The organism is Amycolatopsis decaplanina DSM 44594 (assembly GCF_000342005.1).
GTDB classification, from domain to species: domain Bacteria; phylum Actinomycetota; class Actinomycetes; order Mycobacteriales; family Pseudonocardiaceae; genus Amycolatopsis; species Amycolatopsis decaplanina.
In genome coordinates, this window is the sequence record NZ_AOHO01000026.1 from 351,856 (window position 1) to 376,828 (window position 24,973).

At 69.8% G+C, this 24,973-nt stretch carries 20 protein-coding genes; 13 read left to right on the forward strand and 7 right to left on the reverse strand.

The genetic code is table 11. The features are described 5' to 3' along the window. Positions 1 to 78: 78 nt before the first annotated feature. Entirely contained in the window at positions 79 to 510 is a 432-nt protein-coding gene (locus tag H074_RS05115; RefSeq protein ID WP_007028954.1) for a metallopeptidase family protein, read from the reverse strand. A 116-nt stretch (positions 511 to 626) separates the two neighbouring features. Between H074_RS05115 and H074_RS05120 the strand changes: the two genes are divergently transcribed. The 6 genes from H074_RS05120 to H074_RS05145 all read left to right on the forward strand — a co-directional run bounded on the left by H074_RS05120 (position 627) and on the right by H074_RS05145 (position 5,756). Further along, on the forward strand, positions 627 to 986 hold the full coding sequence (locus tag H074_RS05120) for a DUF3499 domain-containing protein (protein WP_083920372.1): 360 nt from the start codon (positions 627 to 629) through the stop codon (positions 984 to 986). Between the two features lie 72 nt (positions 987 to 1,058). Then, on the forward strand, positions 1,059 to 2,414 hold the full coding sequence (locus H074_RS05125; protein ID WP_007028956.1) for a phosphomannomutase/phosphoglucomutase: 1,356 nt from the start codon (positions 1,059 to 1,061) through the stop codon (positions 2,412 to 2,414). Between the two features lie 52 nt (positions 2,415 to 2,466). Beyond that, entirely contained in the window at positions 2,467 to 2,688 is a 222-nt protein-coding gene (locus tag H074_RS05130) for a Trm112 family protein (RefSeq protein WP_007028957.1), read from the forward strand. Then, positions 2,672 to 3,763 (forward strand): hypothetical protein, encoded by a 1,092-nt coding sequence (locus H074_RS05135; protein ID WP_039921492.1) that lies wholly within the window; start codon positions 2,672 to 2,674, stop codon positions 3,761 to 3,763. The genes H074_RS05130 and H074_RS05135 overlap by 17 nt, the downstream gene beginning before the upstream one ends. Positions 3,764 to 3,831: 68 nt before the next feature. Next, positions 3,832 to 5,055, forward strand: coding sequence for a mannose-6-phosphate isomerase, class I (gene manA, locus H074_RS05140; protein WP_007028959.1), 1,224 nt, complete (start codon positions 3,832 to 3,834; stop codon positions 5,053 to 5,055). A gap of 197 nt (positions 5,056 to 5,252) precedes the next feature. Then, the gene (locus H074_RS05145; RefSeq protein WP_007028960.1) at positions 5,253 to 5,756 is read left to right on the forward strand and encodes a hypothetical protein; all 504 of its coding nucleotides are present in this window, start codon (positions 5,253 to 5,255) and stop codon (positions 5,754 to 5,756) included. A 41-nt stretch (positions 5,757 to 5,797) separates the two neighbouring features. On the opposite strand, the gene H074_RS05150 is transcribed toward H074_RS05145, so the two are convergent. Then, positions 5,798 to 8,821: an AfsR/SARP family transcriptional regulator gene (locus tag H074_RS05150; protein ID WP_007028961.1), complete on the reverse strand. Its 3,024-nt coding sequence runs from the start codon at positions 8,819 to 8,821 to the stop codon at positions 5,798 to 5,800. A gap of 144 nt (positions 8,822 to 8,965) precedes the next feature. Between H074_RS05150 and H074_RS05155 the strand changes: the two genes are divergently transcribed. The 3 genes from H074_RS05155 (at position 8,966) to H074_RS05165 (ending at position 12,598) form a co-directional block, all read left to right on the forward strand. After that, on the forward strand, positions 8,966 to 9,880 hold the full coding sequence (locus tag H074_RS05155; RefSeq protein WP_007028962.1) for a cation diffusion facilitator family transporter: 915 nt from the start codon (positions 8,966 to 8,968) through the stop codon (positions 9,878 to 9,880). Between the two features lie 270 nt (positions 9,881 to 10,150). Then, the gene (locus H074_RS05160) at positions 10,151 to 11,671 is read left to right on the forward strand and encodes an amino acid permease (RefSeq protein ID WP_007028963.1); all 1,521 of its coding nucleotides are present in this window, start codon (positions 10,151 to 10,153) and stop codon (positions 11,669 to 11,671) included. A gap of 225 nt (positions 11,672 to 11,896) precedes the next feature. After that, entirely contained in the window at positions 11,897 to 12,598 is a 702-nt protein-coding gene (locus H074_RS05165; RefSeq protein ID WP_007028964.1) for an LPXTG cell wall anchor domain-containing protein, read from the forward strand. 44 nt (positions 12,599 to 12,642) lie between these two features. Here H074_RS05165 and H074_RS05170 read toward each other — a convergent pair whose 3' ends face one another. Further along, the gene (locus H074_RS05170; protein ID WP_051071887.1) at positions 12,643 to 14,937 is read right to left on the reverse strand and encodes a hypothetical protein; all 2,295 of its coding nucleotides are present in this window, start codon (positions 14,935 to 14,937) and stop codon (positions 12,643 to 12,645) included. Positions 14,938 to 15,029: 92 nt separating this feature from the next. On the opposite strand from H074_RS05170, the gene ahcY reads away from it, so the two are divergent. After that, the gene (ahcY, locus tag H074_RS05175; protein ID WP_007028966.1) at positions 15,030 to 16,502 is read left to right on the forward strand and encodes an adenosylhomocysteinase; all 1,473 of its coding nucleotides are present in this window, start codon (positions 15,030 to 15,032) and stop codon (positions 16,500 to 16,502) included. Between the two features lie 250 nt (positions 16,503 to 16,752). On the opposite strand, the gene H074_RS05180 is transcribed toward ahcY, so the two are convergent. Beyond that, on the reverse strand, positions 16,753 to 17,787 hold the full coding sequence (locus tag H074_RS05180) for a hypothetical protein (protein ID WP_007028967.1): 1,035 nt from the start codon (positions 17,785 to 17,787) through the stop codon (positions 16,753 to 16,755). Positions 17,788 to 18,037: 250 nt separating this feature from the next. On the opposite strand from H074_RS05180, the gene H074_RS05185 reads away from it, so the two are divergent. The 3 genes from H074_RS05185 (at position 18,038) to H074_RS05195 (ending at position 20,140) form a co-directional block, all read left to right on the forward strand. Next, positions 18,038 to 18,607 carry a papain-like cysteine protease family protein gene (locus tag H074_RS05185; RefSeq protein ID WP_007028968.1) on the forward strand — a complete coding sequence of 190 codons (570 nt, stop codon included), beginning with the start codon at positions 18,038 to 18,040 and terminating at the stop codon, positions 18,605 to 18,607. Continuing rightward, entirely contained in the window at positions 18,604 to 19,371 is a 768-nt protein-coding gene (locus tag H074_RS05190; protein ID WP_007028969.1) for a hypothetical protein, read from the forward strand. Before H074_RS05185 ends, H074_RS05190 begins: the two co-directional genes overlap by 4 nt. 136 nt (positions 19,372 to 19,507) lie before the next feature. Further along, positions 19,508 to 20,140 carry a dTMP kinase gene (locus tag H074_RS05195; RefSeq protein ID WP_007028970.1) on the forward strand — a complete coding sequence of 211 codons (633 nt, stop codon included), beginning with the start codon at positions 19,508 to 19,510 and terminating at the stop codon, positions 20,138 to 20,140. A gap of 4 nt (positions 20,141 to 20,144) precedes the next feature. Here the strand turns inward: H074_RS05195 and H074_RS05200 are convergent, their stop codons facing one another. The 3 genes from H074_RS05200 to H074_RS05210 are packed head-to-tail and all read right to left on the reverse strand — an operon-like array spanning position 20,145 to position 24,834. Continuing rightward, the gene (locus tag H074_RS05200; RefSeq protein WP_007028971.1) at positions 20,145 to 21,257 is read right to left on the reverse strand and encodes an aromatic ring-hydroxylating oxygenase subunit alpha; all 1,113 of its coding nucleotides are present in this window, start codon (positions 21,255 to 21,257) and stop codon (positions 20,145 to 20,147) included. Then, on the reverse strand, positions 21,254 to 22,399 hold the full coding sequence (gene solA / locus H074_RS05205) for an N-methyl-L-tryptophan oxidase (protein WP_007028972.1): 1,146 nt from the start codon (positions 22,397 to 22,399) through the stop codon (positions 21,254 to 21,256). Before solA ends, H074_RS05200 begins: the two co-directional genes overlap by 4 nt. Then, positions 22,396 to 24,834, reverse strand: a complete 2,439-nt coding sequence (locus H074_RS05210) for a GcvT family protein (protein WP_007028973.1) — start codon at positions 24,832 to 24,834, stop codon at positions 22,396 to 22,398. Before H074_RS05210 ends, solA begins: the two co-directional genes overlap by 4 nt. Positions 24,835 to 24,973: the final 139 nt, after the last annotated feature.

The following is a 24,973-nucleotide window of genomic DNA, read 5'->3' on the forward strand; positions in this document are numbered from 1 at the left end:
TTGAGTGCGCCCCGAGTCGAGTGTGTCCCGAGCGCCACGCTGGGGACGTTGAGCGTCCCTTGCGTGGCGCTGGGGGCTCTATTCGCCTTCGATGACGTCGGGTTCGACGCCGAGGTAGCCCGCGACCTGTTCGACGAGGACGTCGTGGACGAGTTCCGCGAGTTCGCCGGGGTCCTTCGCGCGCGCTTCGAGGGGGCGCCGGTAGAGGACGATGCGGGCCCGCGTCGGGAGGCCGGCGCGGTCGACGCCGGCGGGCACGAGCCGCGAGAGCGGGACGGCGCCGTCGTGCAGCACGCCGTCCACTCCGGTCGGTGCGCCATCCGAGCGAACTTCGGGAACGTCGTCGACGGCGACGTCGAGCTTCGTCAGCTCGTGCCGCCAGCGCGCTTCGATCGGTTCGAGCGCGTCCAAAACCAGCGCGTCGAACCTTTCCGCCCTGCTAGCGGCGGCGGGAAGGGTCGACGGATACAGCGCTCCGCGCAGGCCCCGGCCGTGCCGGTCCCGTCGCATCCGCCGTCGCTGTCGGGAATCACGAGCCGTCGCCACGAACCGAAGGGTACGCGCTCGGCGATTCAAAGCGCGTGTCGCCGGTACGCCGGGCTCGCGACGCGCTATCGTTCTCGATCGTGCGGAGCGTACGAAAGTGTTCGCGAACGGGTTGTCTCGAACCCGCTGTCGCCACGCTCACGTATGCCTACAGCGATTCGACAGCCGTCGTGGGGCCACTGGCCACCGCGAGCGAGCCGCACTCCTATGACCTCTGCGAAGCTCACGCCCTCCGGCTGACCGTGCCCAAGGGCTGGGAAGTCGTCCGGCACGAAGGTGCCTTCGCCGCCCCGGACCCCTCCGCGGACGAGCTGACCGCGCTGGCCGAGGCCGTGCGCGAAGCGGGCCGTTCCGACAAGCCCGCGCCCGCGCCGGCGCCCGAACCCGAGGGTCCCTCCGGCAGGCGCGGCCACCTGCGCGTCCTGCCCGGCCGCGCCTGACGCGAGGGCTCGCCGGTAGGCTTTCGAGCGCGCCAGAGGGCGTTGTAACGAGACTATCGGCGGGGAGCAGGCGTGCCAGACCTTTCGGGCATCGTGAAGGCCTACGACATTCGTGGCGTGGTCGGTGAGCAGCTGGACGCGGCACTCGTCCGCGACCTCGGTTCGGCGTTCGCCCTGTTGATCAAACCCGAGTCGGACGCCATCGTCATCGGCCACGACATGCGCGACTCCTCGCCCGAGCTGTCCGCCGCGTTCGCCGACGGCGTGACTTCGCAGGGCCTCGACGTCGTGTCGATCGGCCTCGCCAGCACCGACCAGCTGTACTTCGCGTCCGGGTCGCTCAACCTGCCGGGCGCCATGTTCACCGCCAGCCACAACCCGGCGAAGTACAACGGCATCAAGCTGTGCCGCTCGGGCGCGGCCCCCGTCGGCCAGGACTCCGGTCTCGCGGAGATCCGCGACACCGTCGAGCAGGGCGTGCCCGCCTTCGCGGGCCAGCGAGGTTCGGTGACCGAGAAGGACGTCCTCGCGGACTACGCCGCGTACCTGCGCAAACTCGTCGACCTGTCGGGCAGCCGTCCGCTGAAGGTCGTCGTCGACGCCGGCAACGGCATGGGCGGATACACCGTCCCGACGGTCTTCGCGGGCCTGCCCATCGAGGTCGTCCCGATGTACTTCGAACTCGACGGCAACTTCCCGAACCACGAGGCCAACCCGCTCGACCCGAAGAACATCGTCGACCTCCAGGCGAAGGTGCGCGAGGAAGGCGCCGACGCGGGTCTCGCCTTCGACGGCGACGCGGACCGCTGCTTCGTCGTCGACGAGCGCGGCGAGCCGGTGTCGCCGAGCGCCATCACCGCGCTGGTCGCGATCCGTGAGCTGGAGAAGGAGCCGGGCGGCACCATCATCCACAACCTGATCACGTCGAAGGGGGTCCCGGAGATCGTCGCCGAGCACGGCGGCAAGCCGGTGCGCACCCGGGTCGGGCACTCGTTCATCAAGGCCGAGATGGCCAAGACCGGCGCGATCTTCGGCGGCGAGCACTCCGCGCACTACTACTTCCGCGACTTCTGGCGTGCCGACACCGGCATGCTGGCCGCGTTGCACGTCCTCGCCGCCCTCGGCGAGCAGACGGGCCCGCTGTCCGAGCTGACAGCGGAGTACTCGCGCTACGCGGCCTCCGGTGAGATCAACTCCACCGTCGACGACCAGGTCGCGCGCATGATGGCGGTCAAGGACACCTTCTCCGCCCGCGACGGCGTCGAAATCGACGAACTGGACGGGCTCACCGTGCAGCTCCCCGGCGGTGGCTGGTTCAACCTGCGCCCGTCCAACACCGAGCCGCTGCTCCGCCTGAACGTCGAGGCCGCCGACGCCGAGGCCGTCCGGGCGCTGACCGAAGACGTACTGGCGATAGTCCGTGGGTAACGAATGTGTCGTGAAAACACACATAGAGATGTCCCACAGGTAGGGAGTAACCATGGCCGTCACGTTCGACGCACAGCTGCTGGAGATCCTGGCCTGCCCGTCCCCCGATCACGCGCCGTTGCGGCCGGGGACGGCGGCGGATCCGGAGGCCGATTCGCTGACCTGCACGGAATGCGGTCGCGCGTATCCGGTCCGTGATGGAATCCCGGTACTGTTGCTGGACGAAGCCACCGAGCCGACGACCCCGGATGGCGCCCATGCCGACGGTCCCTGACGATTCCCTGCTCGACGATCCCGCGAGGCTGGCCGAGGCCGACACCGCGGGGCTTCTCCGTGCCGCCGCGATGGCGGGCGCCCAGGTCCGGGCGACCGCCGAAGCCGCGGCCGAACTCGAGCTGAGCGATCGCCTGGACGTCGGGCGCCCGCGCTCGCTCGTGCTGATCGACCGGCCAGGGGTCAGCCGGACGCTGACCCGGCTGGTCGCCGCGCTCCTGACCCCGTCGTGCCCGGTGCCGGTCGTCGTCGCCGAGGTCGTGCCGAGCTGGATCGGCGCGCTCGACGTGGTCTTCGCGCACACCGACGACGCCGGTGACCGCGAGCTCGCCGCCTCCCTGGAACGCGCCGCCCGGTTCGGGGCCACCGTCGTGCTGTCCGCGCCCGCCGAAGGCCCGGTCGCGGCCTCGGTCGCGGGCAAGGGCGTGCTCCTCGCGCCGAGGCTCCCGGTTCCGCCGGAGATGGCCTTCCCGCGCGGGCTCGCCGCGGCCCTGCTCACCGCGAACGCGCTCGGTCTGCTGGTGGCCGACCTCGAGCAGCTCGCCGACCAGCTCGACGCGGAAGCCGAGAAGGATTACCTGGCCAGGGAATCGTTCGCGAACCCGGCCAAGGCGATGGCGCTGAAGCTGGCCGAGCGCCAGCCGCTGCTGTGGGGACTGGACCCGGTCGCGGTCGCCGTCGGCGAGCACGCGGCCCACGCGTTCGCCGCGCACGCCGCCGTCGTCTGTGACGTGGAGGACTACCGCCAGGCGCTGGCCAGGCCCGCTTTGCGGCGGGCGGCGTTGTCCGGTGGCGTGGATCGCGATATCTTCGCGGACCCGGAGGAGGGGGCCGGCGCGACGCCGAGGGTGCTGCTCCTCTCGGTTCGGACGGGGCCTGCCGCGGAGGCGGCCCGCTATCAGGCGGAAGACCTGCTGCCCGGCGGCGATGTGATCGCCCCGGCCGAAGAGATCGAAGCGGACGAGATCGTGCGTGCGGCCGTTCTCGCGCTGCGTTTCGAGCTGGCTGCGGTCTACCTCGGGCTGGCCGTCGGCAGCATCGGCGGCGCCGGGAGGTACACGCCTGCAACGGCGTGAGCCCCGAGCGCGACGTAAGCAACGAGGGCCGGCACCACACCCGTGCCCGGCGAGGAGTTGAGGTGACAGTGGAGCTGCTGCGCAATGCCGTGCGGCCCTACGCGTGGGGGTCCAGGACGACGATCCCCGAGCTGCTGGGGCGTCCGGTGCCGGCGCCGCATCCGGAGGCGGAACTGTGGATGGGCGCCCACCCCGGCGACCCGTCCCACGTCATCGGCCCGGACGGCACCGAGCGGAGCCTGCTGGAGCTCGTCGAAGCCGATCCGGTCGGCCAGCTCGGCACGACCTGCGCCGACCGCTGGGGCGGCAGGCTGCCGTTCCTGCTGAAGATCCTCGCCGCCGAAGAGCCGCTTTCGATGCAGGCGCACCCGTCGGCCGCACAGGCGGCGGAGGGGTACGCGCGCGAGGAGTCAGCGGGGATCCCGCGCGACGCCTCGAACCGCAACTACCCGGATCCGACGGCGAAGCCGGAACTCGTCTGCGCGTTGACGGAGTTCCACGCGCTGGCGGGCTTCCGCGACCCGGAACGCACGATCTCACTGCTGAAGGCGATCGAGACGCCCGGGCTGGCGAAGTACGCGGTGCTGCTGGAGGCCCAGCCGGATCCGGCCGGGCTGCGCGCGCTGTTCACCACCTGGATCACCCTGCCGCAGGCCGCGCTCGACGAACTGCTGCCCGAGGTCCTCGATTCGTGTGTGAAGCACGTCCGGGAACGTGGCGAGTTCGACGTCGAATGCCGCACCATCCTGGAACTCGGCGAGTCGCATCCGCGGGACGCGGGTGTGCTCGCGGCGCTGCTGCTCAACCGGCTCACCCTCAGCGCGGGCGAGGCGATCTACCTCCCCGCCGGCAACCTGCACCTGTACCTGCACGGCACCGCGGTCGAGATCCTGGCGAACTCGGACAACATCCTGCGCTGCGGGCTGACCCCCAAGCACGTCGACGTGCCGGAACTGCTGCGCGTCGTCGACTTCGCGTGCGGAGAGATGCCGGTCCAGAGCGGCGAGCGCGAGGAGCGACTGTCGGTGTACCGCACCGACGCGCCGGAGTTCGAGCTGTCGCGGATCGAATGGGAAGCCGGGGACGACGGGGAGATCGGCGTCCACGACGTCGGCCCGCAGATCCTGCTGTGCACCGCCGGGAGTCTGCTGGTGACGGCCGACGACGGCGAACAGGTCGAGCTCCGCCGAGGCCAGTCGGTGTGGCTCCCGGCCGCCGACCCGGAGGTCCGCGTGCGGCCGCTGTCCGGTGAGCGCACCCAGGTGTTCCGCGCCACCGCCGGCACCTGCTAGGCCCCTCAACTCCCGCGATTCGGCACCTGGTTGCGGTCCTTGCGCGCGCAAGGACCGCAACCAGGTGCCGAATGGCGTTCCCTTGGCCAAAGTGTGTGCGTTCCGTGTGGCGGGTTCCGCGACCATCATCCTTACGGGTGACCCGGCGATTGTCGTCGGCTTCTCCCGGATGACGATGGCCGAGGAGAGCAGCAGCAGTGACTTCCCATCCCGACGCGGCGAGCGGACGCGCTTACCGGGTGCCCGCGCGCCCCGCCGCCCTGCTCGCCGCGCTCGGATTCGCCGTCGTGACCGTGCTCGTCCCGGTCGTCGACCTGGTGCTCCCGCTGCCGAGCGGCCAGGACCTGGTCGGCTCCGCGCAGACGCTGTCGGGACTCGCCGGTGACACGATCGAGTCGGTCAAGGCCGCGGGATCCGGCCTGCACGACCTCGCCGCCGGCGCGGAGAGCAGGCTGAACCTCCCGCTGGTCGTGCTCGTCTCGCTCGGCGCGCAGGTGCTGCTCACCGCCGCGCTGGTGATGACGGGCACCCAGCCCATCCGTGTGATGCTGACCGTGGCCGGGCTGATCAACGTGTTCGCGGTCGCGCGCCTCGGGCCCGCCTCGCCGCCGGTGTGGGACGCCGCGGCCAACGGTGTGCTGGTGATCGCGCTGGCCTGGTACTCCGCCGGACGGCGTGAACCACGGCTCGCCGCGGTGTGATTTCCGGGTGGTGCCCGTCTGAGGGGTCGGGCACCACCCGGTCAGGCCGGGGCGGGTTCGGTGAGCGACAACAGCAGCCGGACGAGGGTCGAAGCGTTGGCGTCGTGGGGGACTTCCAATCGCTTCGCCTCTTCGCCCGCCGCCTCGGCCGCCTTCGTTTCCCCCACGGCCTCGTACGCCTTGCGCAACACGTGCAGGGTGAGGCCCGTCGCGGGTTTCCCGCCCATGGCGCGGAATTCGTCAAGGCATTGGCGCAGCACGGGAATCGCGCGGTCGGCCCGGCCGTCGCCGATCCAGCTCGCGGCGATCGCCCGTGTACAGGAAAGTTCCCTCGGCCGTTCTTCGAGCGCTCCGGCCAGCCGTCGCGCGTTCTCGTAGGCCTTCACCGCGCCGGCGCGCCGTCCGGCGCCCGCGAGGATGGCGCCCTGGGTGCGCAACGACTTCGCCAGCGCCGATTTCGCCGTAGTCCGGCGCAGCACCCGAACCGATTCCTCGATCGTTTCCAGGGCCTCCTCCGGGCGGCCGTCGAGCATCAGCGACCACGAAAGCCCTTGCAGGGCAACGCCGAGCTGGCGTTCGTCGCCGCTTTCACGCGCGTGCGCGAGGCTTCGCCTGTCGATTTCCAGTGCCTTGGAGACCTTGCCGAGCCGATGCAACGCCGCGGACTCCGCTTGCCGCGCGTACGCCCCCGGCCCGGTATCCTCCACAGTGGACAGTTCGCGGGCCTGGGTCGCGGCGTGCAGGGATTCCCCGGCCCTGCCGAGACCGACGAGACAGCGCGCCAGATTCGTCTCCACCCACGCCTGCGCGGAAATGTCGCCCAGCTCCGCCAATTCCTTCGAGCATTCGCGGTAGCCCTCGGCGGCGCGTTCGTACTCGCCGCGAACGTGCAGCAACACCGCCAGATTCGCCTCGGCGATGACCACGATGTGCCTGTCGCCCGCCTCGCGGGCGGCGTCGCGCAAGGTCTCGTACGCCGTCCGCATATCGGTGTAATGACTGTGCAAGTACAGGTACGCGCTCAGTCTTTCCAGTATCCGCAACGCTTTTCGCCGCCAGCCGACGGCGCACAGCGACGAGACGGCGGAGACCAGGTTGGCCCGCTCCACGGAGAACCAGGTGCCGGGATCGCGGAGCAGCCGCTCGACCAGTTCGTCCGCCAGCGGCTGCGCGGGCACCTCGTGATCCGACAACGGCATCGGCACCGTCCTCGGCAGGCGGCGGGCCGCCGTGTCGGCGAGACACAGCGCCGCGTCCGACACCTTCGCGACGGTGGCCACCCGCTCGGCGTGGGTCTCCAGTTCCCGGCCGAGTTCCGTGGCGAACACGCGCACGAGGTCGTGCACGCGGAACCGCTGCTCGCCCGTCGGGTCGAGACCGGTGGCTTCGAGCAGGCTGGCCTCGACGAGTTCGTCGATGGCCTCGTCCGCGCCGTCGTCGGCTGTGTCGGCTGTGTCGTTGATGAGGGTCGACACCGCCCACGCGGGAAGGTCGAGGGTGCGGCAGCGGCCGATCAACCGGAACGCGCGCCGCGCCGCCGGGCTCAGCGCCTGATAGCTCAACGCGATGCTGCCGCGTACCTGGAGATCGCTGACCTGGAGTTCGTCGAGGCGCGAGACCTCGTCCTCCAGTTTCCCGGCGAGTTTCCCGAGCGGCAGGCCCGGCCGCATCGCGAGCCTGCTGCCGGCGATCCGCAACGCCAGCGGGAGATTGCCGCAGGCCTTGGCGATCCGCTCCGCGTCCGCGCGTTCGGCGCCCACCCGGTCCGGCCCGGCCAGCCGCGCCAGCAGGGTCATCGCCTCGGCGCCGGACAGCGGCGCGAGAGGGAGACGATCCACGCCCGCGAGCCCGGAAAGCCGTCGCCTGCTGGTGATCAGGACCGCACTGCCCGGCGTTCCCGGCAGCAGCGCGCGGACCTGATCGGGACTCGCGGCGTCGTCGAGCAGTACGAGGACCCGCCGGTCGGCGAGACGGCCGCGATAGACCGCCGCCCTGGCTTCGACGTCGTCCGGGATGGCGGGTCCGGTGACGCCCAGCGCGCGCAACAGGTCGCCGAGGACGTCGGCGAGATCGCGAGGGTCGGAGGCGCCGGCCAGCGGGACGAACAGCTGCCCGTCCGGAAAGGACCGGCGGAGCCTGTGCGCGGTGCTGACCGCGAGAGTGGATTTGCCCGATCCGGGTTCTCCGGTGATCACCGCGACCGGGACACCCGTGCCGTCGCCGAGCAGAGCGGAGAGCTTCGCGATCTCGCTCTCCCTGCCCGCGAGATCCGCGATGTCCGGCGGCAGCTGGCAGATCGGGAAGACCGGCGCCGCCTTGGCCGAGGGCACCGGATCCTCGCCGCGCAACACGGCGGCGTGCACGCGACGGACCTCGGCGCCGGGTTCCACGCCGAGCTCCTCGACGAGGGTGGCGCGCAGCTCGCGGTGGACGGCGAGCGAATCGGCCTGCCGCCCGGCGCGGTGCAGCGCGATCATCAGCTGCGCGGCCAGCCGCTCCCGCAGCGGATGTTCGGTGATCATCGCCTGGAGCTCGCCGGTGAGCTCGCCGTGCCTGCCGTCGGACAGTTCGGCGTCGACGCAGTCTTCGAAAGCGGCGAGGCGTTCCGACTCGAGCCGGGCGACGTCCGCGTCGAGCCGGGGGATGTGCAGTCCGGACAGGACCGGTCCGCGCCATTCCGCCAGCGCCCGGCGGTAGTGCCCGGCGGCCGCCGCCGGATCGCCCGCCCGCGCCGCCGCCTTCCCCGCCGCGGCGGCTTCGCGGAAGGACAGCAGATCGAGGTCACCGGGCTCGACCACCAGCCGGTAGCCGTGCGGATCCCGCTCGATCTCCAGTCCCTCGAACCGGGCCCGCAGGCGGGAGACGTACGTGTGCAGATTCGAGGAGTACGACTTCGGTGGTGTGTCCGGCCAGAGGGTTTCGACCAGTGCGTCGACCGGGACGGACGAGTTCGCGTTCAGCAGCAGGACGGCCAGCAGGGCACGCTGATGATCGCCGCGCGGCGTCGTGCGCCGCCCGGGCGGGCTCTCGATCGTCAACGGTCCGAGCACGCCGAATCGCGGCACGGGCACCTCCCCAAGGTCATGAGAGGGGCGACACTAGCGAGGGGGCCCGACAATTCCGTGACCTGTCCCGCCCGCCGTGTACCGGCTCATCTGCACTGCTAGCCTTCGAACCCGGCATATCGGGACACCATTGGGGAGTTGCACGTGTCTGCAGGTGGCGGAACCAAGGCGATCATCGCCGCGCTCGTGGCGAACGCCGGAATCGCGGCCGCGAAATTCACCGGCTTCCTCATCACGGGGTCGTCCTCGATGCTGGCCGAGTCCGTGCACTCGCTCGCGGACACCTCGAATCAGGGTCTCCTGCTTCTCGGTCAGAAGACCTCGCAGCGCAAGGCGACCCGCACCCACCCGTTCGGCTTCGGGCGGGACCGGTACTTCTACTCGTTCATCGTCGCGCTGATGCTCTTCAGCCTCGGCTCGGTGTTCGCGCTGTACGAGGGCATCCACAAGATCAGCGAGCCGGAGGCGCTGACCTCGCCGCTGGTGGCCGTCGGCATCCTCGTCGTCGCGATCGGGCTGGAGTCCTACTCCTTCTACACGGCGATCCAGGAGTCGAAGAAGATCAAGGGCGACGCCGGCTGGTGGGCGTTCATCCGCCAGGCCAAGACCCCCGAACTGCCGGTGGTGCTGCTGGAGGACGCGGGCGCGCTGCTCGGCCTGGTGTTCGCGCTCGCGGGCGTCGGGCTCTCGGTCGTCACCGGCGACCCGGTGTGGGACGGCATCGGCACCGTCATGATCGGTGTGCTGCTCGGCATCATCGCGATCATCCTGATCATCGAGATGAAGAGCCTGCTGATCGGCGAGGGCGCCTCCGAGACCGACCTCGGCACGATCGTCGACGAACTCGCCGCGGGCAAGGTCGAGCGGGTCATCCACATCCGCACGCTGTACATCGGGCCGGACGAGATGCTGGTGGCCGCGAAGCTCGCGCTGGTGCCGGGGCTGGAGACCGCCGACATCGCGCAAGCCATCGACGACGCCGAAGCGCGTGTGCGGGCGAAGGTGCCGACGGCGAAGCTGATCTACCTGGAGCCGGACCTGGACCGCGCGCTGGCCTGAGCCTCGCCCCCTGGGCGGCGCACCTGCCGCTGCGGCGCCGGCTTCCGCAGGTCAAAGTCCGTGAAGGCCTCCTTGAGGGACCCAGGGTCCCTCAAGGAGGCCTTCACGGACTTCTCCGCGTCTTCCTTCAGTTCCTTCGCCGTGTGCGACTGTCCGTACTCCGCCGATCACCGCCGCGACCTCCGGGTACTTCGTTGCTCTCCCACCGCGCTGCCGTCACGGCCGAAGGATAGGGTCCCTTGAACCGCAGTGAGATGCAGGAGGTCAAGGGTGCCCGGAAACGGTCTGTGGCGTACGAAATCCATCGAGCAGTCCATCGCGGACACCGACGAACCGGGGACCAGGCTCAGGCGGAACCTGAGCGCGTGGGACCTGACCGTCTTCGGCGTCGCCGTCGTCATCGGTGCCGGTATCTTCACCCTCACCGCGCGCACGGCCGGTGACTTCGCGGGGCCGTCGGTCTCGCTCGCGTTCGTGTTCGCGGCCATCGCCTGCGCGCTGGCCGCCCTCTGTTACGCGGAATTCGCGTCGACCGTCCCGGTGGCCGGGAGCGCGTACACGTTCTCCTACGCCACGTTCGGCGAGTTCATGGCGTGGATCATCGGCTGGGACCTCATCCTGGAACTCGCGGTCGGCGCGGCCGCGGTGTCGAAGGGCTGGTCCGCCTACCTCGAAACCGTGCTCTCCTACATCTTCGGCAAGGGCACGAAGACGACGTTCGAGATCGGCTCCGTCCCGGTCGACTGGGGCGCCTTGCTCGTGGTGCTGGTGCTGGCCACTCTGCTCGCCGTCGGCACGAAGCTGTCTTCGCGGTTCTCCATGGTGATCACCGGGATCAAGGTCGCGGTGGTGCTGTTCGTGATCGTGCTCGGCATCTTCTACATCAAGGGGTCGAACTACACCCCGTTCATCCCGGACGCGCAGCCCGCCGGGGAGTCGGCGTCCACCGGCGTCGACCAGTCGCTGTTCTCGCTGATCGCCGGTGGCGGCAGCAGTTCGTTCGGGGTCTTCGGCCTGCTGGCCGCGGCGTCGCTGGTGTTCTTCGCGTTCATCGGGTTCGACATCGTCGCGACGACCGCCGAGGAGACCCGCAACCCGCAGAAGGCCGTGCCCCGCGGCATCTTCGGCTCGCTCGCCATCGTCACGGTGCTGTACGTCGCCGTGTCGCTCGTGGTCGTCGGCATGGTGAACTACAAGGACCTCGCCACTTCGGCGGGCGACGGCGGCAAGAAGACGCTCGCGTCCGCGTTCGCGGCCAACGGCGTCGACTGGGCGGCCAACATCATCTCCGTCGGCGCCCTCGCCGGTCTGACGACCGTCGTCATGGTGCTGATGCTCGGCCAGATCCGGATCATCTTCGCGATGTCGCGTGACGGCCTGATGCCGCGCGGCCTGGCGAAGACCGGGGAGCACGGCACGCCGAAGCGGGCGACCATCGTCGTCGGCGGGCTGGTCGCGGTCGCGGCGACGTTCTTCCCGGCGGACAAACTCGAGGAAATGGTCAACGTCGGGACGCTTTTCGCCTTCGTTCTGGTCTCGGCGGGTGTACTGGTGCTGCGCAAGACCCGGCCCGATCTGCCCCGCGCCTTCCGGGTGCCGTGGGTCCCGGTCATCCCGATCCTGGCGATCATCGCCTGCCTCTGGCTGATGCTGAACCTGACCGTGCTCACGTGGCTGCGCTTCCTGGCGTGGATGGTGCTGGGCGTCGTCGTCTACTTCGCCTACAGCCGTCGCCGTTCGCTGCTCGGCCAACAGAACAAGGGCGAGGTGCCGGCGTCCGTTTCGGACTGATCATTCTCGTTTCGGCGGCCCACCATTCCTTTGTGGATGGTGGGCCGCTTTGTCGGGGGCCCCGGTTTCGGTGTGAAATCGGTGTGCGATAACGTCCGGGCTCTTGCCTCACCCCGACGGGTGAACGGGACTCGTGTAGAAGCACCGCGAGTTGACCTTCGTCCCTCAGAAGAGGCAACCACGCTTCGCTCGTTTGTCCCCCCGATCGGTACAGGAGAGCTCTGAATGCAGATCCAGTCCAGACGGCGCGTTCGTTCCGCCGTCACCGTCGTCGCCCTCGCCACCGCCGCCCTGCTGGGCACGGCGGGCACCGCCCTGGCGACCCGCAGCGACGACCGCGCGACCCAGGTCGTGGGCAGCAACGCCACCACCTGCGAGGGGGCCAAGCTGCCGGGCAAGGTCCTGCCCACTTCGGACCTGACCTTCACCGGTGGCACGCAGGAGGACAAGTACCTCGACATCACCGCGGTCGCCAAGGGCGTCACCGTCACGGCGATCGTGGTCAAGGGTGGCCACGGCTACAACGTCTACGTGCCCGGGGAGAAGGGGCTGCCCGAGAACCCGCCGTGGACGCAGCTGCGCTCGCCGTTGAACAAGGGTGACCAGCAGGCGCAGATCAGCCACTGGTTCGTCTGCGGCGAGAAGAAGGCGCCGACGTCCGAGCCGACGAGGCCGCCCGAGCCGACGAAGACCACCACGGCCAAGCCGTCGACTTCGGCTCCGGCCACCTCGAAGCCGTCGGAGTCCTCCGAGACCCCGACCAGCACCACCGCCCCGGCCCCCGCGGTCGGCGGTAACGGCGGCAACGGCGGCGGCCTCGCGAACACCGGTTTCGACAACGCCTGGCTGCTGTGGGCCGGTGGCCTGCTGGTGCTGGCCGGTGCCGGCGTCCTGGTCCTGCTGCGCCTGCGTCGCAAGGCCGGCTGAAGCTAGTTGACGCCTGAAGGCCCTCTTCCTCGTGAAGGGGGCCTTCAGCGCATTTGCGGGAAGTCCCCGAACAGTGATCCCTGCTCGCCCCAAGGGTTCGCCGGGCGAGGGCGGCCGAGGCCGGCGGCCATCGCGACGGCGTTGTCCCATTCGGCATCGACGACGTAGTCCGTGTGCTTGAGGACGCCGGGTGCCCAGCGGTGCCGTCCGGTCGGCCCGCGCATCGGGTCGGGCAGCCAGTGGTCCCCGCCGAGCACCAGGACACCCTGATCGTCGGCCTCGGCGGCCAGCGGCCCGGTCCCGCCGCCGGGCAGATAGCCGTCGCCGAGGAGTTTCCCGGCCACCACGCGATGCCGCCACGTCGTGACACCGCCGCCGAAGATGTCCGTGCCGCGGCACAGCGCCCGCCAGCGGCCGTCGAGATCTTCGTACAGTCCGGCCAGCTGCGCCTGCGGCAACATCGCGGGGAAGGCGCGCTGGTAACCCCACTGCAGTGGTGAGCCCGCGGTCAGCAGCCCGACGCGCTCGCGGTCCTCCGGCGGGAGATCGGCGATCACGCGCGCCGCGGCGAGCACGGTCAGCAGGCTGCCGAGGTTGTATCCGGACAGCACGACCCGCGTGCCCGGATCGGCCAGATGTTCCTTGACCCGGTCCGCGAGTTCCGGGACGACCTTGAGCGCGTAACTCGGCGGAACGGTCGGATGGGCGGCGCGCGGCCAGAAGCACACGAGATCCGCCAGCGCGCCGAGGTGACGGCTGCGTTTGGGGGTCGTCGCGGCGGCGAACACGACGCGCAGCAGTCCCGCCGCCATCGCGCCCAGCGCGAACACGCCGATCGCGGAGATCGGCTTGAACCAGGCCGGCAGCGGGCCGAAACCGAAGCGCAGCACCAGGAGAGCACCGCCGCCCGCCGCCATCGCCAGCGCCACCGTGAGCGCCAGATGGTGCAGATGCTTGCGTTCCCACGAAGCGCGTGCCCAGGCGCTCGCGGCTTCCTCTTCCTGCGCCTTGTCGATCTCCATCAGCGCGACGATCTCCGGGACGCCGCGGCGCAGCCGGCGCAGCGGGACGGCGACCGCGAAGCCCAGCACGCCGAGCACGACGGCGAGCGCGAGACCGGCGCCCCACAGCACGGTCACCAGGGAGTAGGTGTCGGGCAGCCGGAGGTCGGTCGCGCCGACCAGCTGCCGCAGCGCGACCGCGAGTCCCGCGCCGAAACCGCCACCGAGCAGCCCGGCCAGCGCGACGACCGGCGCCGCGGCCCAGCCGCCGAGCCAGGGCCGCAGCCGGTGCGGCAGGTGTTTCCAGGTCGATCGCCCGAGCAAGGCCGCCGGGACGAGCATCAGCGCGAACAGCACGGTCACCGCGACCATCGCCGCCCCCAGCGCCTCTACCGTCCCGTCCGCTCCGCCGAGTCCGCCGCCCGACAGCCCCGCGGGCAGCGGGGTCCGGCGCACGACGGCGATCCCGACCAGTGCGACGGCGACCGCGATCAGCCCGCCCCGGATCACCGGTCCGGCCGAGAAGCCGACCGTCGAGGCCACCAGCGTTGCGAGGACGAGCGCCAGCGCGCAGATCCAGACGACCAGATCGAACTTCGCGGACGGCAGCCGGAACGGCCCGCCCAGCAACGGAAGCGCGACACAGGTCAAGGCCGCGACGGTGTGCAGCGTGCGCAGACCAGGCGTGCGCGGCAGGTCCTGCGGTTGCAGCGGGCTCGAACTGCGGGCTCGGTGCAGCCTGTTCCGGGATCGCCAGTCCGACGACGGGATCCGGTCGAGCACGAAGATCAGCACCAGCAGCGGCAGGACACCGATCACCGTCCGCAAGGGCGCGAAGTCCCGCAGGAACGAGGGCGCGCCTTCGAGACAGGTCGAACCGGGTGCGAGGCACTGTGCGGCGAAAAGGTCGAGCGAGACCACGGCGAGCTGGCTGATCATCAACATCGTCAGCAGCAGCGAGGCCACCCGCAGCAGTCCTCGGCAAACCCCGCCGAGCAGTGCCGCGAACCGCCTGCCCTCCGGGACCGGCGGCAGCATCCAGTGCGCGACGTTCGCCAGTGAGAACGGGAACAGCAGCGCCCAGGTCGCCTTCGCCGCGCCCCCGGAGGTCATCCCGCTCCACAGGTAGCCTTCGAGGATGCGCGGGATCGAACGGCCGAGCGCGGGCAGCACCGGACCGGGAGCGGGACGGCGCAGCCGGTCCGACGGCCGGATCAGCCTGCCGACCCCGTCGCCCGCGACGTCGACCACCGACGTCGAGTCCAGCAGGCTCTCACCGCTCGTGCCCACCAGCCCGGGTACGCGAATTTCGACGACGCGGGTATCGGGACCAGGCATGACCACGGTGAAGGCCTCCAAACCGTTTCAGTGGGGACTGAACCGACAACGGTACTGTTCCGTTGTCATCCAACCTTGGAGGAAGCGCGCACATGACCCCCGAAAGCGTTGTCAAGCGGCACGACACCCGCAACGGCATCGAGTTCGCCGTCGCCGATCTCGAGGCCGCCGAGTTCGGCCGCAAGGAGATCCGCCTCGCCGAGCACGAGATGCCGGGCCTGATGGCGCTTCGCCGCGAGTACGCCGAGGTGTATCCGTTGCGGGGAGCCCGGGTTTCGGGCTCGCTGCACATGACGGTACAGACCGCGGTCCTGATCGAAACCCTCGTCGCCCTGGGTGCCGAGGTGCGCTGGGCCTCCTGCAACATCTTCTCCACCCAGGACCACGCCGCCGCGGCGGTCGTCGTCGGCCCGCACGGCACCCCCGAGGAGCCCAAGGGTGTTCCGGTGTTCGCCTGGAAGGGCGAGTCGCTGGAGGAGTACTGGTGGTGCACCGAGCGGATGCTGACCTGGGACGGCGAGGGTCCCAACATGATCCTCGACGACGGTGGCGACGCCACCATGCTGGTGCACAAGGGAACCGAGTTCGAGAAGGCCGGTGTCGTCCCTTCCCCGGACGAGGACACTTCGGACGAATTCCGCGTATTCCTGCAGCTGCTGAGCGCCTCGGTCGCGGCCGACACCGGCAAATGGACCAAGATCGGCGAAGGCGTCCGCGGGGTCACCGAGGAGACCACGACCGGCGTGTTGCGGCTCTACCAGCTCGCCGCCGCCGGTGAGCTGCTGTTCCCGGCGATCAACGTGAACGACGCGGTGACCAAGTCGAAGTTCGACAACCGCTACGGCATCCGGCATTCGCTGATCGACGGCATCAACCGCGGCACCGACGTCCTCATCGGCGGCAAGGTCGCGGTCGTCTGCGGCTACGGCGACGTCGGCAAGGGCGCCGCGGAATCGCTGCGCGGCCAGGGCGCGCGGGTGATCGTCACCGAGATCGACCCGATCTGCGCGCTGCAGGCGGCGATGGACGGCTACCAGGTCAAGCGGCTGGAGAACGTCCTCGCCGAGGCCGACATCATCATCACGACCACCGGGAACAAGGACGTCGTGCTCGTCGAGCACATGGCACGGATGAAGCACCAGGCGATCCTCGGCAACATCGGCCACTTCGACAACGAACTCGACATGGCCGGTCTCCAGCGCTACCCGGGCATCCGGCGCATCACCATCAAGCCGCAGGTCGACGAGTGGGTATTCCCGGACGGCAAGAGCATCATCGTGCTGTCCGAGGGCCGCCTGCTGAACCTGGGCAACGCGACCGGGCACCCGTCGTTCGTGATGTCGAACAGCTTCTCCAACCAGGTGATCGCGCAGATCGAGCTGTTCACCAAGCACGAGGAGTACGACAAGGAGGTCTTCCGCCTCCCGAAGAAGCTCGACGAGAAGGTCGCGAAGATCCACCTCGACGCGCTCGGCGGCGAGCTCACGAAGCTGACCAAGGAGCAGGCCGAGTACATCGACGTGGACGTCGAAGGTCCTTTCAAGACTGATCATTACCGGTACTGATCAAGGCTCGTGAGTGGTAAGGACGGTTAGAACCGTCCTTGCCACTCACGAGCCCCGCACCACGGTCCGCCGCTCAGGTCGGCCATGCGCCCCGTCACCGTCACCGTCACCGTCACCGCCAACGTCAACGTCGCGAAAGCCACTTTCGGGACATCCCACGTCACTGTGGCTTTCGCGACACGCCCCGACACCACGCCACGTTTGCCGGACCCCTCGATAGCCGTCCTTGCCACTCACGAGGCCGTACGCGTTACTGCCACTCGACCTCGATGCCGGCCAGCCCCGGCCCGGCGTCGCTGAAGAAACCGCTGGTCACCCCGCCCATGTCGAGCGGCAGCTCCTCGGACTCGACGGGCACGGCGTCGTCGCGCGTCCGGAATTGCCGGGTGCAGCGGGCCGGCAGCGCGCCGAGGGCGAACTTCAGCTGCACCAGATAGCTCGAGCACTGGTCCCGCAGCATCCGGAAGTACCCGGGCGACGCGGTGCCGGAGTCGTCGCGGACCTCGAAGCAGAACACATGGATTTCGCCCTCGGCGAGCTTCCGGTCGAAGAGCAGTTCGGTGGCCATGGTCTCGGCCTCGGCGTTGCGCCGGATCCGGCCGACCCGGCAGCCCTCGGAGGTGCTCAGCTCGACGTCGCCGATGTTGCAGCCGGGGTCGCCGTTGTAGACGGTGACGTACCGGTCCGGGCCGTGGCGCCGCGCCCGGCACACCAGCCGGGTGTGCAGGGCGACCTGCCGGTGCGCGGCGTCGAAGGTGATCGTGTCGTGCACCGCGAGCATCTCGAGGTCGGCGTTGTAGCGGTTGGACGACGGGTACGCGCCCAGTTCGGCCAGCAGCTGGTCGACGATCGAGCCCATGTCGCCGGATCGGATGTCGTGGAACGACGCGGCCATCTGATGTCCGCGCGCCCGCGCCGTCCGCGGTCCGATCAGCACGACGAGCGCGTCCGCGGGCAGTTGCAGCACCGATTCCAGCGCCCGCACCGCCGGGAGCGCCTTGGGTACCTCCGGCTGGCGCAAGCCACGCTGCCAGTAGCTCAACGTCGACTGTCCGATTTGGACGCCGCGGAGCCCGAGGTGGGCCCGAAGCCGGGCGAGGGAAAGGCCCCGATAGGCGATCGCCTGGCGGAGCGCGTGGTGGAATTCGCCACTGCGGAGGGCCTCGACGAGTTCCTTGGGCAAGGCTTCGAGCGGTTGACGACGTGTGCCGTCGATGATCGTCGGGGTGTCCCCGTTCGAGGCATGCTCTCCCGCCGAGAACGCATCGACACCGTCTCGTGTCACCGCTCGTCCCTTCACCAGACCAGTGTGTGCGCTGAGCGTGAACACCGCGGAACGTTCACGTTAGCAGCGCACTGTGAACACTACGTCCCCCGTTCGGGGTGGTTGACCCCGGAAGAGTGACCGTTCCGGGGTGTGGAAACGCCCCGGAACGGTCCGTTCCGCCGAGTGCCCATCTTGCTCTGCGTGAGCCTGCTGTTCACCGTTGTGACCACATTGGTTTGCCATGGTGACCAGGAGGCCCGTCGTGCCTGTGTTCTCGAGGAGGGTTTGCGCCGCCGGCGCCGCGAGTCTCGTGGCGTGGCTGGCGATCCAGACCCCGGCGAGCGCGCTGCCCCCGCCGCCTGCACGCCAGAACCCCATCGCCATGCAGGCGCAGGAAAAGTCCCAGTGGTGCTGGGTGGCTTCCGGCAACACCATCGCGGCACACCACGGCGTGACCGTCACCCAGAACGAATTCTGCCGGATCGCTCACGACGAGCGACGCCGGGAGTGCGCCGACAAGCCGGGAACGCTGGGCGACGTCCGGCACGCCTTCGACAAGCTCGGCTTCTCCGCCCCCGGGACCTACGTCAAGGGCCGCATCTCCTACGCCGCCGTCCAGGCGCAGACCGGCGACGGCAAGCCGGTCCAGACGCGGGTCGGCTGGGCCGCGGGCGGCGGCCACATGCATGTCCTCTACGGCTACGACGCCGGCCGGAAGTGGGTCTCGTGGGGGGATCCACTGCCCACCGGCAATCGCTACAACTGGTCGACCTACGACTTCTACGCCGGCAACAAGTCCTTCACCTGGACCCATACGCTCACCGGGATCCGGCGATGAGCGCGCGGCGGTTCCTCGGGCTCGCCGGGCTGGTCGCGGTCGCTTTGCTGATCTCGGCGCCCGGAGCGCGCGCGGACCAACTTTCGAGTGAAGATCTCGCGGCCGCGAAGGCGGCTGCCGACGACCCCACTCTGCGTGCCGAAATCGGTCGCTTCTTCACGCGGACGGGTGGTTCGAGCCAGGCGCCGTCGGTCAGTGTCGTCGACGAATCCGTCCCGGTTTACGAGCTTTCGAGGGACTTCGTCGCTGGTGACGGCGCGGTCGCCGGGCGGCTCGCCTACGTCGCGGTGCCGGTGACGGCGTCCGACGGGCAGACCGCGACCGTCTGGTCGGTCCGCGGCGACGACGGTGCCTGGCGCGTCGGCAACATCGCGTCGGGTGACCGGGAAAGCGAACTGGCCCGGCGGTTGCCCGACGGCGCGACGCTGCTCCACGAACCCCAGGTCGACGCCTGGTACGCGCTGCGCGACGGCCGGGTGACGCTGCTCGACTCGGGCGCCAGCGGCTCCGCGGCCGGCGCTTCGGCCACGCTGGCGGAGTACCAGAAGACGGTCTCCGGCCGGTACGGCGAGATGCTCGCGAACTCGCCGTACGCACAGGAGGGCAAGGCAGGCGGCTACAACGCCCAAGTGATGCCCCGCGGCGACGGCGGCCCCGCGCCCGACGCGCAGGACACCGGCTTCGTCCCGCTGCTGATCTTCGGCGGCTTGCTCCTCATCGGTATCGCCGGCTTCTTCCTGCACTCGAAGAGGCGCGTCCCCTAGCGGACCGGTGGGCCGGACGTGAGCTGACCCGTCTGGCCCGCCGGTCGACCACGGCACCATCCATCCATGCCCCCCCACCGCCCTCGACCGAACCGCTTCGCGGTGCTGGCCATATTCTGTGCCCGTGGGACGACTCGTGGTCATCGAAGGTCTGGACGGCGCCGGCAAACGCACGCTCGCCGACGCGCTGACCGGTGCGCTGAACGCGGCCGGGGCGAGCGTCACGTCCATCGCGTTTCCGCGTTACGGCGAAAGCGTGCACGCCGACCTCGTGAAGGAAGCGCTGCACCGCGGCCACGGCGACCTCGCCGACTCCGTCTACGGCATGGCGATGCTCTACGCGCTCGACCGCCGGGGCGCGGCCGACGAGATCCGCGCGCGTCTCGGCGATCACGACGTCGTGCTGCTCGACCGGTACGTCGCGTCGAACGCGGCCTACGGCGCCGCCCGGCTCCACCAGGGTGCGGACGGCGAGTTCGTGCACTGGCTCAAGGAACTGGAGATCGACCGGTTCGGCCTGCCGGTGCCCGCCGCGCATCTGCTGCTCCGGGTCACCGCCGACGTCGCCGCCGACCGCGCGCAGCGCCGTGCGGAGAGCGACGCCGACCGCGCGCGGGATTCCTTCGAGACCGACGACGCGCTCCAGAAGCGGTGCTCGGTGGTTTACGACGAACTCGCCGCGACGGGCTGGCTCGCGCCCTGGCACGTTCTCGATGGTGTCGCCGGTGTCGACACCCCGGCTCTGGCCACCTCCCTCCTCCGCAATTAGTCACCTACTTGCGGAATTGCGTGAGCAGCCAGGAGTGGAACTCGCCGATGTGGTGCTCGGACGGCATCAGCACCCCGCCGCCGCGGTAAGCGCGGGACGCCATCGCGGGCTGGCAGCGTTCGCAAGCGTCGAAGTCCTGCTCGTTGACGCGGTGGAACAACTCCACCGACCGTGACACGTCCCGGCCCGACGCCACGACCTCCTCCGAATAGAGCCAGTCGCATTCGACGACGGTCCGGTCCGGCGCGAGCGGGTACATCCGGTGGAAGATCACGTGGTCCGGTACCAGGTTCACGAACACCTGCGGCCGGATGGTGATCGCGTAGTACCGCCTGTCCTGTTCGTTCGCGACACCGTCGAGCCGGTCGAAGCCCGGACCGCCGTCGATGGTGAACCCGTCCACGTCCTGGCCGAATTCGGCGCCGTGCCCGACGTAGTACTGCGCCGCGTACCCGTCGGTGAACTCCGGCAGCACCTCGGTCAGTTCGGGATGGATGGTCGCGCAGTGGTAGCACTCCATGAAGTTCTCGACGATCAGTTTCCAGTTCGCCTTGACGTCGTAGGTGATCCGGCGCCCGACCGAGAGCTTGCCGAGGCCGTAGCGCTCGATCGACTCCAGGTCGCCCAGCCGCTCCTGCACCGCGCCTTCGACGTCGGCTTCGAACGACGGCGGGTCCGTGGCGAGGCAGGCCCACGCGTATCCCAGCCATTCCCGCAGGTGCACGGCGTGCAGCCCGTACTCGGAACGGTCGATGCCGGGAAGGTTCGCCAGGTTCGGCGCAGCGATCAGCTTCCCGTCGAGCCCGTACGTCCACGCGTGGTACGGACACTGGAACGCGCGTTTCACCGTGCCCGACTCCTCGGTGCACAGCCGGGCGCCGCGATGGCGGCAGACGTTGAGGAACGCCCGCAGCCCGCCGTCCCGGCCCCGGCTGACGAGCACGCTTTCCCGTCCGATCCGGACGGTCCGGAAGTCGCCGGCCGACGGTAGATCCGCCGCCCGGACCGCGCAGAACCACCGGCGTTCGAAGATCTTCTCCTGCTCGGCGGCGAAGATCGCGGGGTCGGTGTAGTAGCCACCCCCCAGCGTGGGGATGAGGCCGGACGACCGCGTCATCCCGTCACCCCGGTCAGCCGGGCGGGGTCGAACAGGGCGATCGGATGCCCGGTGCCGCCGTCCACGACCAGGTCGGCGAGTATTTCGCCGACCACCGGGACGAACTTGAAGCCGTGCCCGGAGAACCCGCAGGCGACCACCACGCGGTCGTGCGCGGGATGGCGGGAGATGACGAAATGCTCGTCGGTGGTGTTCGTGTACATGCAGGTCGCCCCGCGCAGGAACGTGCTGGGCAGCGACGGCATCTTCCGGCCGACGAACTCCGAGATCTCGGCGACCTCTTCGGCGTGCACCGTCCGATCGATGGTCTCCGGCGTGCACGTCCTCCCGCCGCGGAAGAACGCGACCTTCACGCTCCCGGCGTCGTCGTGCGAGGGGAAGCCGTAGAACTGGCGGCCGTTTTCGCCTTCCCACACGTAGATCGGATGCCGTTCGAAGCGGAACGGCGCCGCCCCGCCCGACGGCGCGAACCAGTACTGGACCTGGCGTTCGACGGTGAAGTCGATCCCGAGTCCGGTAAGCAGTTCCGGCGCCCAAGCGCCGGGGCAGATCACCAGCTGTTCCGCCGTGTAGAAGTTCCGCGACGTTCCCACCCGGACACCGGTGGAAGCCTGCCGCCACGAAAGGACCTTCTCCTCATGGTGCAGTTCCGCCCCGGCCCGCGCGGCGAGCTGGAGATGCGCGGCGACACTGCCTTCCGGCACCACGAACCCGGCGTTCTCTTCGTACAGAGCGATTTCGTGGTCGTCAGGGTGCATCGTCGGGAACCGGCGCCGGATCTCCGCCGCGTCCAGCAGTTCGTGCGGCAGATCCCATTTCCGGGCGCTGGCCAGGCTTCCCGACACGGTCCGTGAGTCGGGGCCGCCGAGCATGATCCCGCCGCAGCGGGTGAAGATCTTCCGGCCGGAGTCACGTTCGACGCCGTCCCACAGTTCGTGCGCCCGCAGCAGGAGCGGGACGTACGCGGGGTCCTCGAAGTACGCCTGCCGGGTGATCCGCGAGCCGCCGTGGCTGGATCCGAGGTCGTGCACGGGCGCGAACCGGTCGATGCCCAGCACGCGCCGCCCTCGCCGGGCGAGCCGGTACGCGGCCGCGCTGCCCATCCCGCCGAGGCCGATGACGATGACGTCGTAGTGGCTCATGCGGCGCTCCTGATCCGGGACATGCCGGGGTCGAACAGCGGCTCACGCGCGACGACGGCGGGGATCCGCTCGCCGAAGTACTCGATCTCCAGCGGCCTGCCCGGCTGGGTGAACTCCACCGGAAGCCAGGCGTAGGCGATGTTCTTGCCGACGGTGTAGCCATACGCGGCGCTGGTGACGTACCCGGCGGGACGGCCGTCCGCGTACACCGGTTCCTTGCCGAGCACGACGGAGTACGGATCGTCGACGGTGAGACAGGTCAGCTTCCTGGCCACCGTTTCCTCCGAGCGGCCCGCCAGCGCGTCCCGGCCGACGAAGTAACCCTTGTCCATCCGCACGGCGAAGCCGAGCCCGGCCTCGTACGGATCGTGCTCGGCGGTGACATCCGTGCCCCACTGCCGGTACCCCTTCTCCAGCCGCATGCTGGAGAAGGCCTCCCGTCCGGCGGCGATGATCCCGTGCGCCTGTCCTGCCTCCCAGAGCCTGTCCCACAGCTCACGGCCGAGTTCGGCGCTCGTGTACAGCTCCCAGCCGAGTTCGCCCACATAGGACAGTCGCATCGCGGTCACCGGCACGTGGCCGATGTGCGCCTGTTTCGTCTTGAAGTAGCCCATCGCCTTGTGTGAGAAGTCCGTTGTGGACAGTGGTCGCAGTACCGCTCTGGCGAGCGGGCCCCAGAGCCCGATACAGCAGGTGCCCGGGGTGGTCTCGTGGAGCTGCGCGGCACCGTCACCGGGGAGATGCCGCCGGAGCCAGTCGATGTCGATGGCGCTGTTGACACCGACCTGGAACCGCTCGGCGCCGAGCCGGGCGACGGTCAGGTCGCCGCGTACGCCGCCGTCCTCGTCGAGCAACAGGGTGTAGGTGACCGAACCGGGCTTCTTGTCGAGCTGGTTCGTGGTCATCGTCTGCAGGAACGAGCTCGCGCCGGGGCCGGTGACCTCCACCCGTTTCAGCGACGTCATGTCGAACATCGCGACCCGCTGCCGCGCGACCAAGGCTTCGGCGCCACCGATCGGCGACCAGTACCGCGCGGCCCAGTCGTTGCGCTCGGGGACGCGCTCGACCTCCGGAAGGTCCGCGTTCGCCTCGTACCAGTGCGGCCGCTCCCAGCCGCTCGCTTCGAGGAAGAACGCGCCGAGCTCCTTCTGCCGTTCGTAGAAGGGACTTGTCCGCAGCGGCCGCGGTTCTTCCATGGGCTGCATGGGATGAACGATGTCGTAGACCTCGGCGAAGCTCTGGCGACTGCGCGCCATGACGTAGTCCGGGGCCAGCTGCACCCGTTCGAACCGGGCGAGGTCGCAGCCGTGCAGGTCGGCGTCGGGCCGGCCGTCGACGAGCCACTGCGCCATGGCTCGGGCGACCCCGGCCGAATGCGTGATCCAGACGGCTTCGGCCACCCAGAACCCGTCGAGGTCCGGGTGTTCACCCAGCAGCGGCATGCCGTCCGGGGTGAAGGAGAACAGGCCGTTGATGCCTTCCTCGACCTTGGTCTCACCCAGTGACGGCAGCAGGTCGACGGCGGCGGCCCAGGACGGCTCGAAGTCCGCGGGGGTGAACGCGAGCTCCGACGGCATCCCCTCACCGGTGCCGATCTCGTGGGGAGACAACGGCATCGGCCGGTGCCCGTACGCGCCGATGCCGATCCGGTCGGCGTGCTCGCGGAAGTAGAGGTCGGCGTCCTGGTGCCGCAGGATCGGCCGGGTGGCCTCCTCGGTCACGCCGGCGAGTGAGGGCAGGGGACCGGTGCGCGCGTACTGGTGCGCCATCGGGACCAGCGGGATCGCGAGGTCCACCAGTTCTCCGAGCAACGGACCCCACATCCCGGCGCACGAGAGCACGATGTCCGCGCGGAAGCTCCCGGTCTCGGTGGTGACGCCGGTGACCCGGCCGCCCGACCGTTCGACGCCGACGACCTTCTGGCGCGCGAGGAACTTCGCGCCACGCCCGATCGCGCGGCGGGCCTGCGCCTCGGCCGCCGTCAGGGGTGCGGCCAAGCCGTCCGAGGGGATGTGGAACCCGCCGAGCACCTTGGCCGGATCTAGCAGCGGATGCAGTGCTGCACATTCATCCGGCTCGATCAGCTCGCTCTCGACGCCCGACGCGGTGGCCCAACCGTGTCGTCGCTTCAGGTCGGCGAGCCGTTCCGGCGTCGTGGCCACCTCCAGCCCGCCGACCGCCCGGAAACACGGGTTCCCGTCGAGATCGAGCGCGCCGTACTTGGCGACGGTGTACCGGGCGAACCCGGTCATCGTGCGGCAGCCGTTGGTCTGGAAGACCAGGCCGGGCGCGTGCGAACTCGACCCGCCGGTGGTGAACAGGTCGCCCTGCTCCAGCACGGTGAGGTCGGTCCAGCCACGTTCGGTGAGCTCGTCGGCGAGCGCGCAACCGACGATGCCGGCGCCGATCACGACGACGCGGGGTCCTGGGGGCATGGTGCGGGGTACCTCCTGCCTGCCCAGAGTCCACAAAGGACATATGGGCATCGGGGTGACAGGCGCTGTTGCGGATGAGGCACGTTGTTCCGTCTTCAGCAACAAAGTGCGGCACGTGCGGGCGCGCTGTCAAGAGACC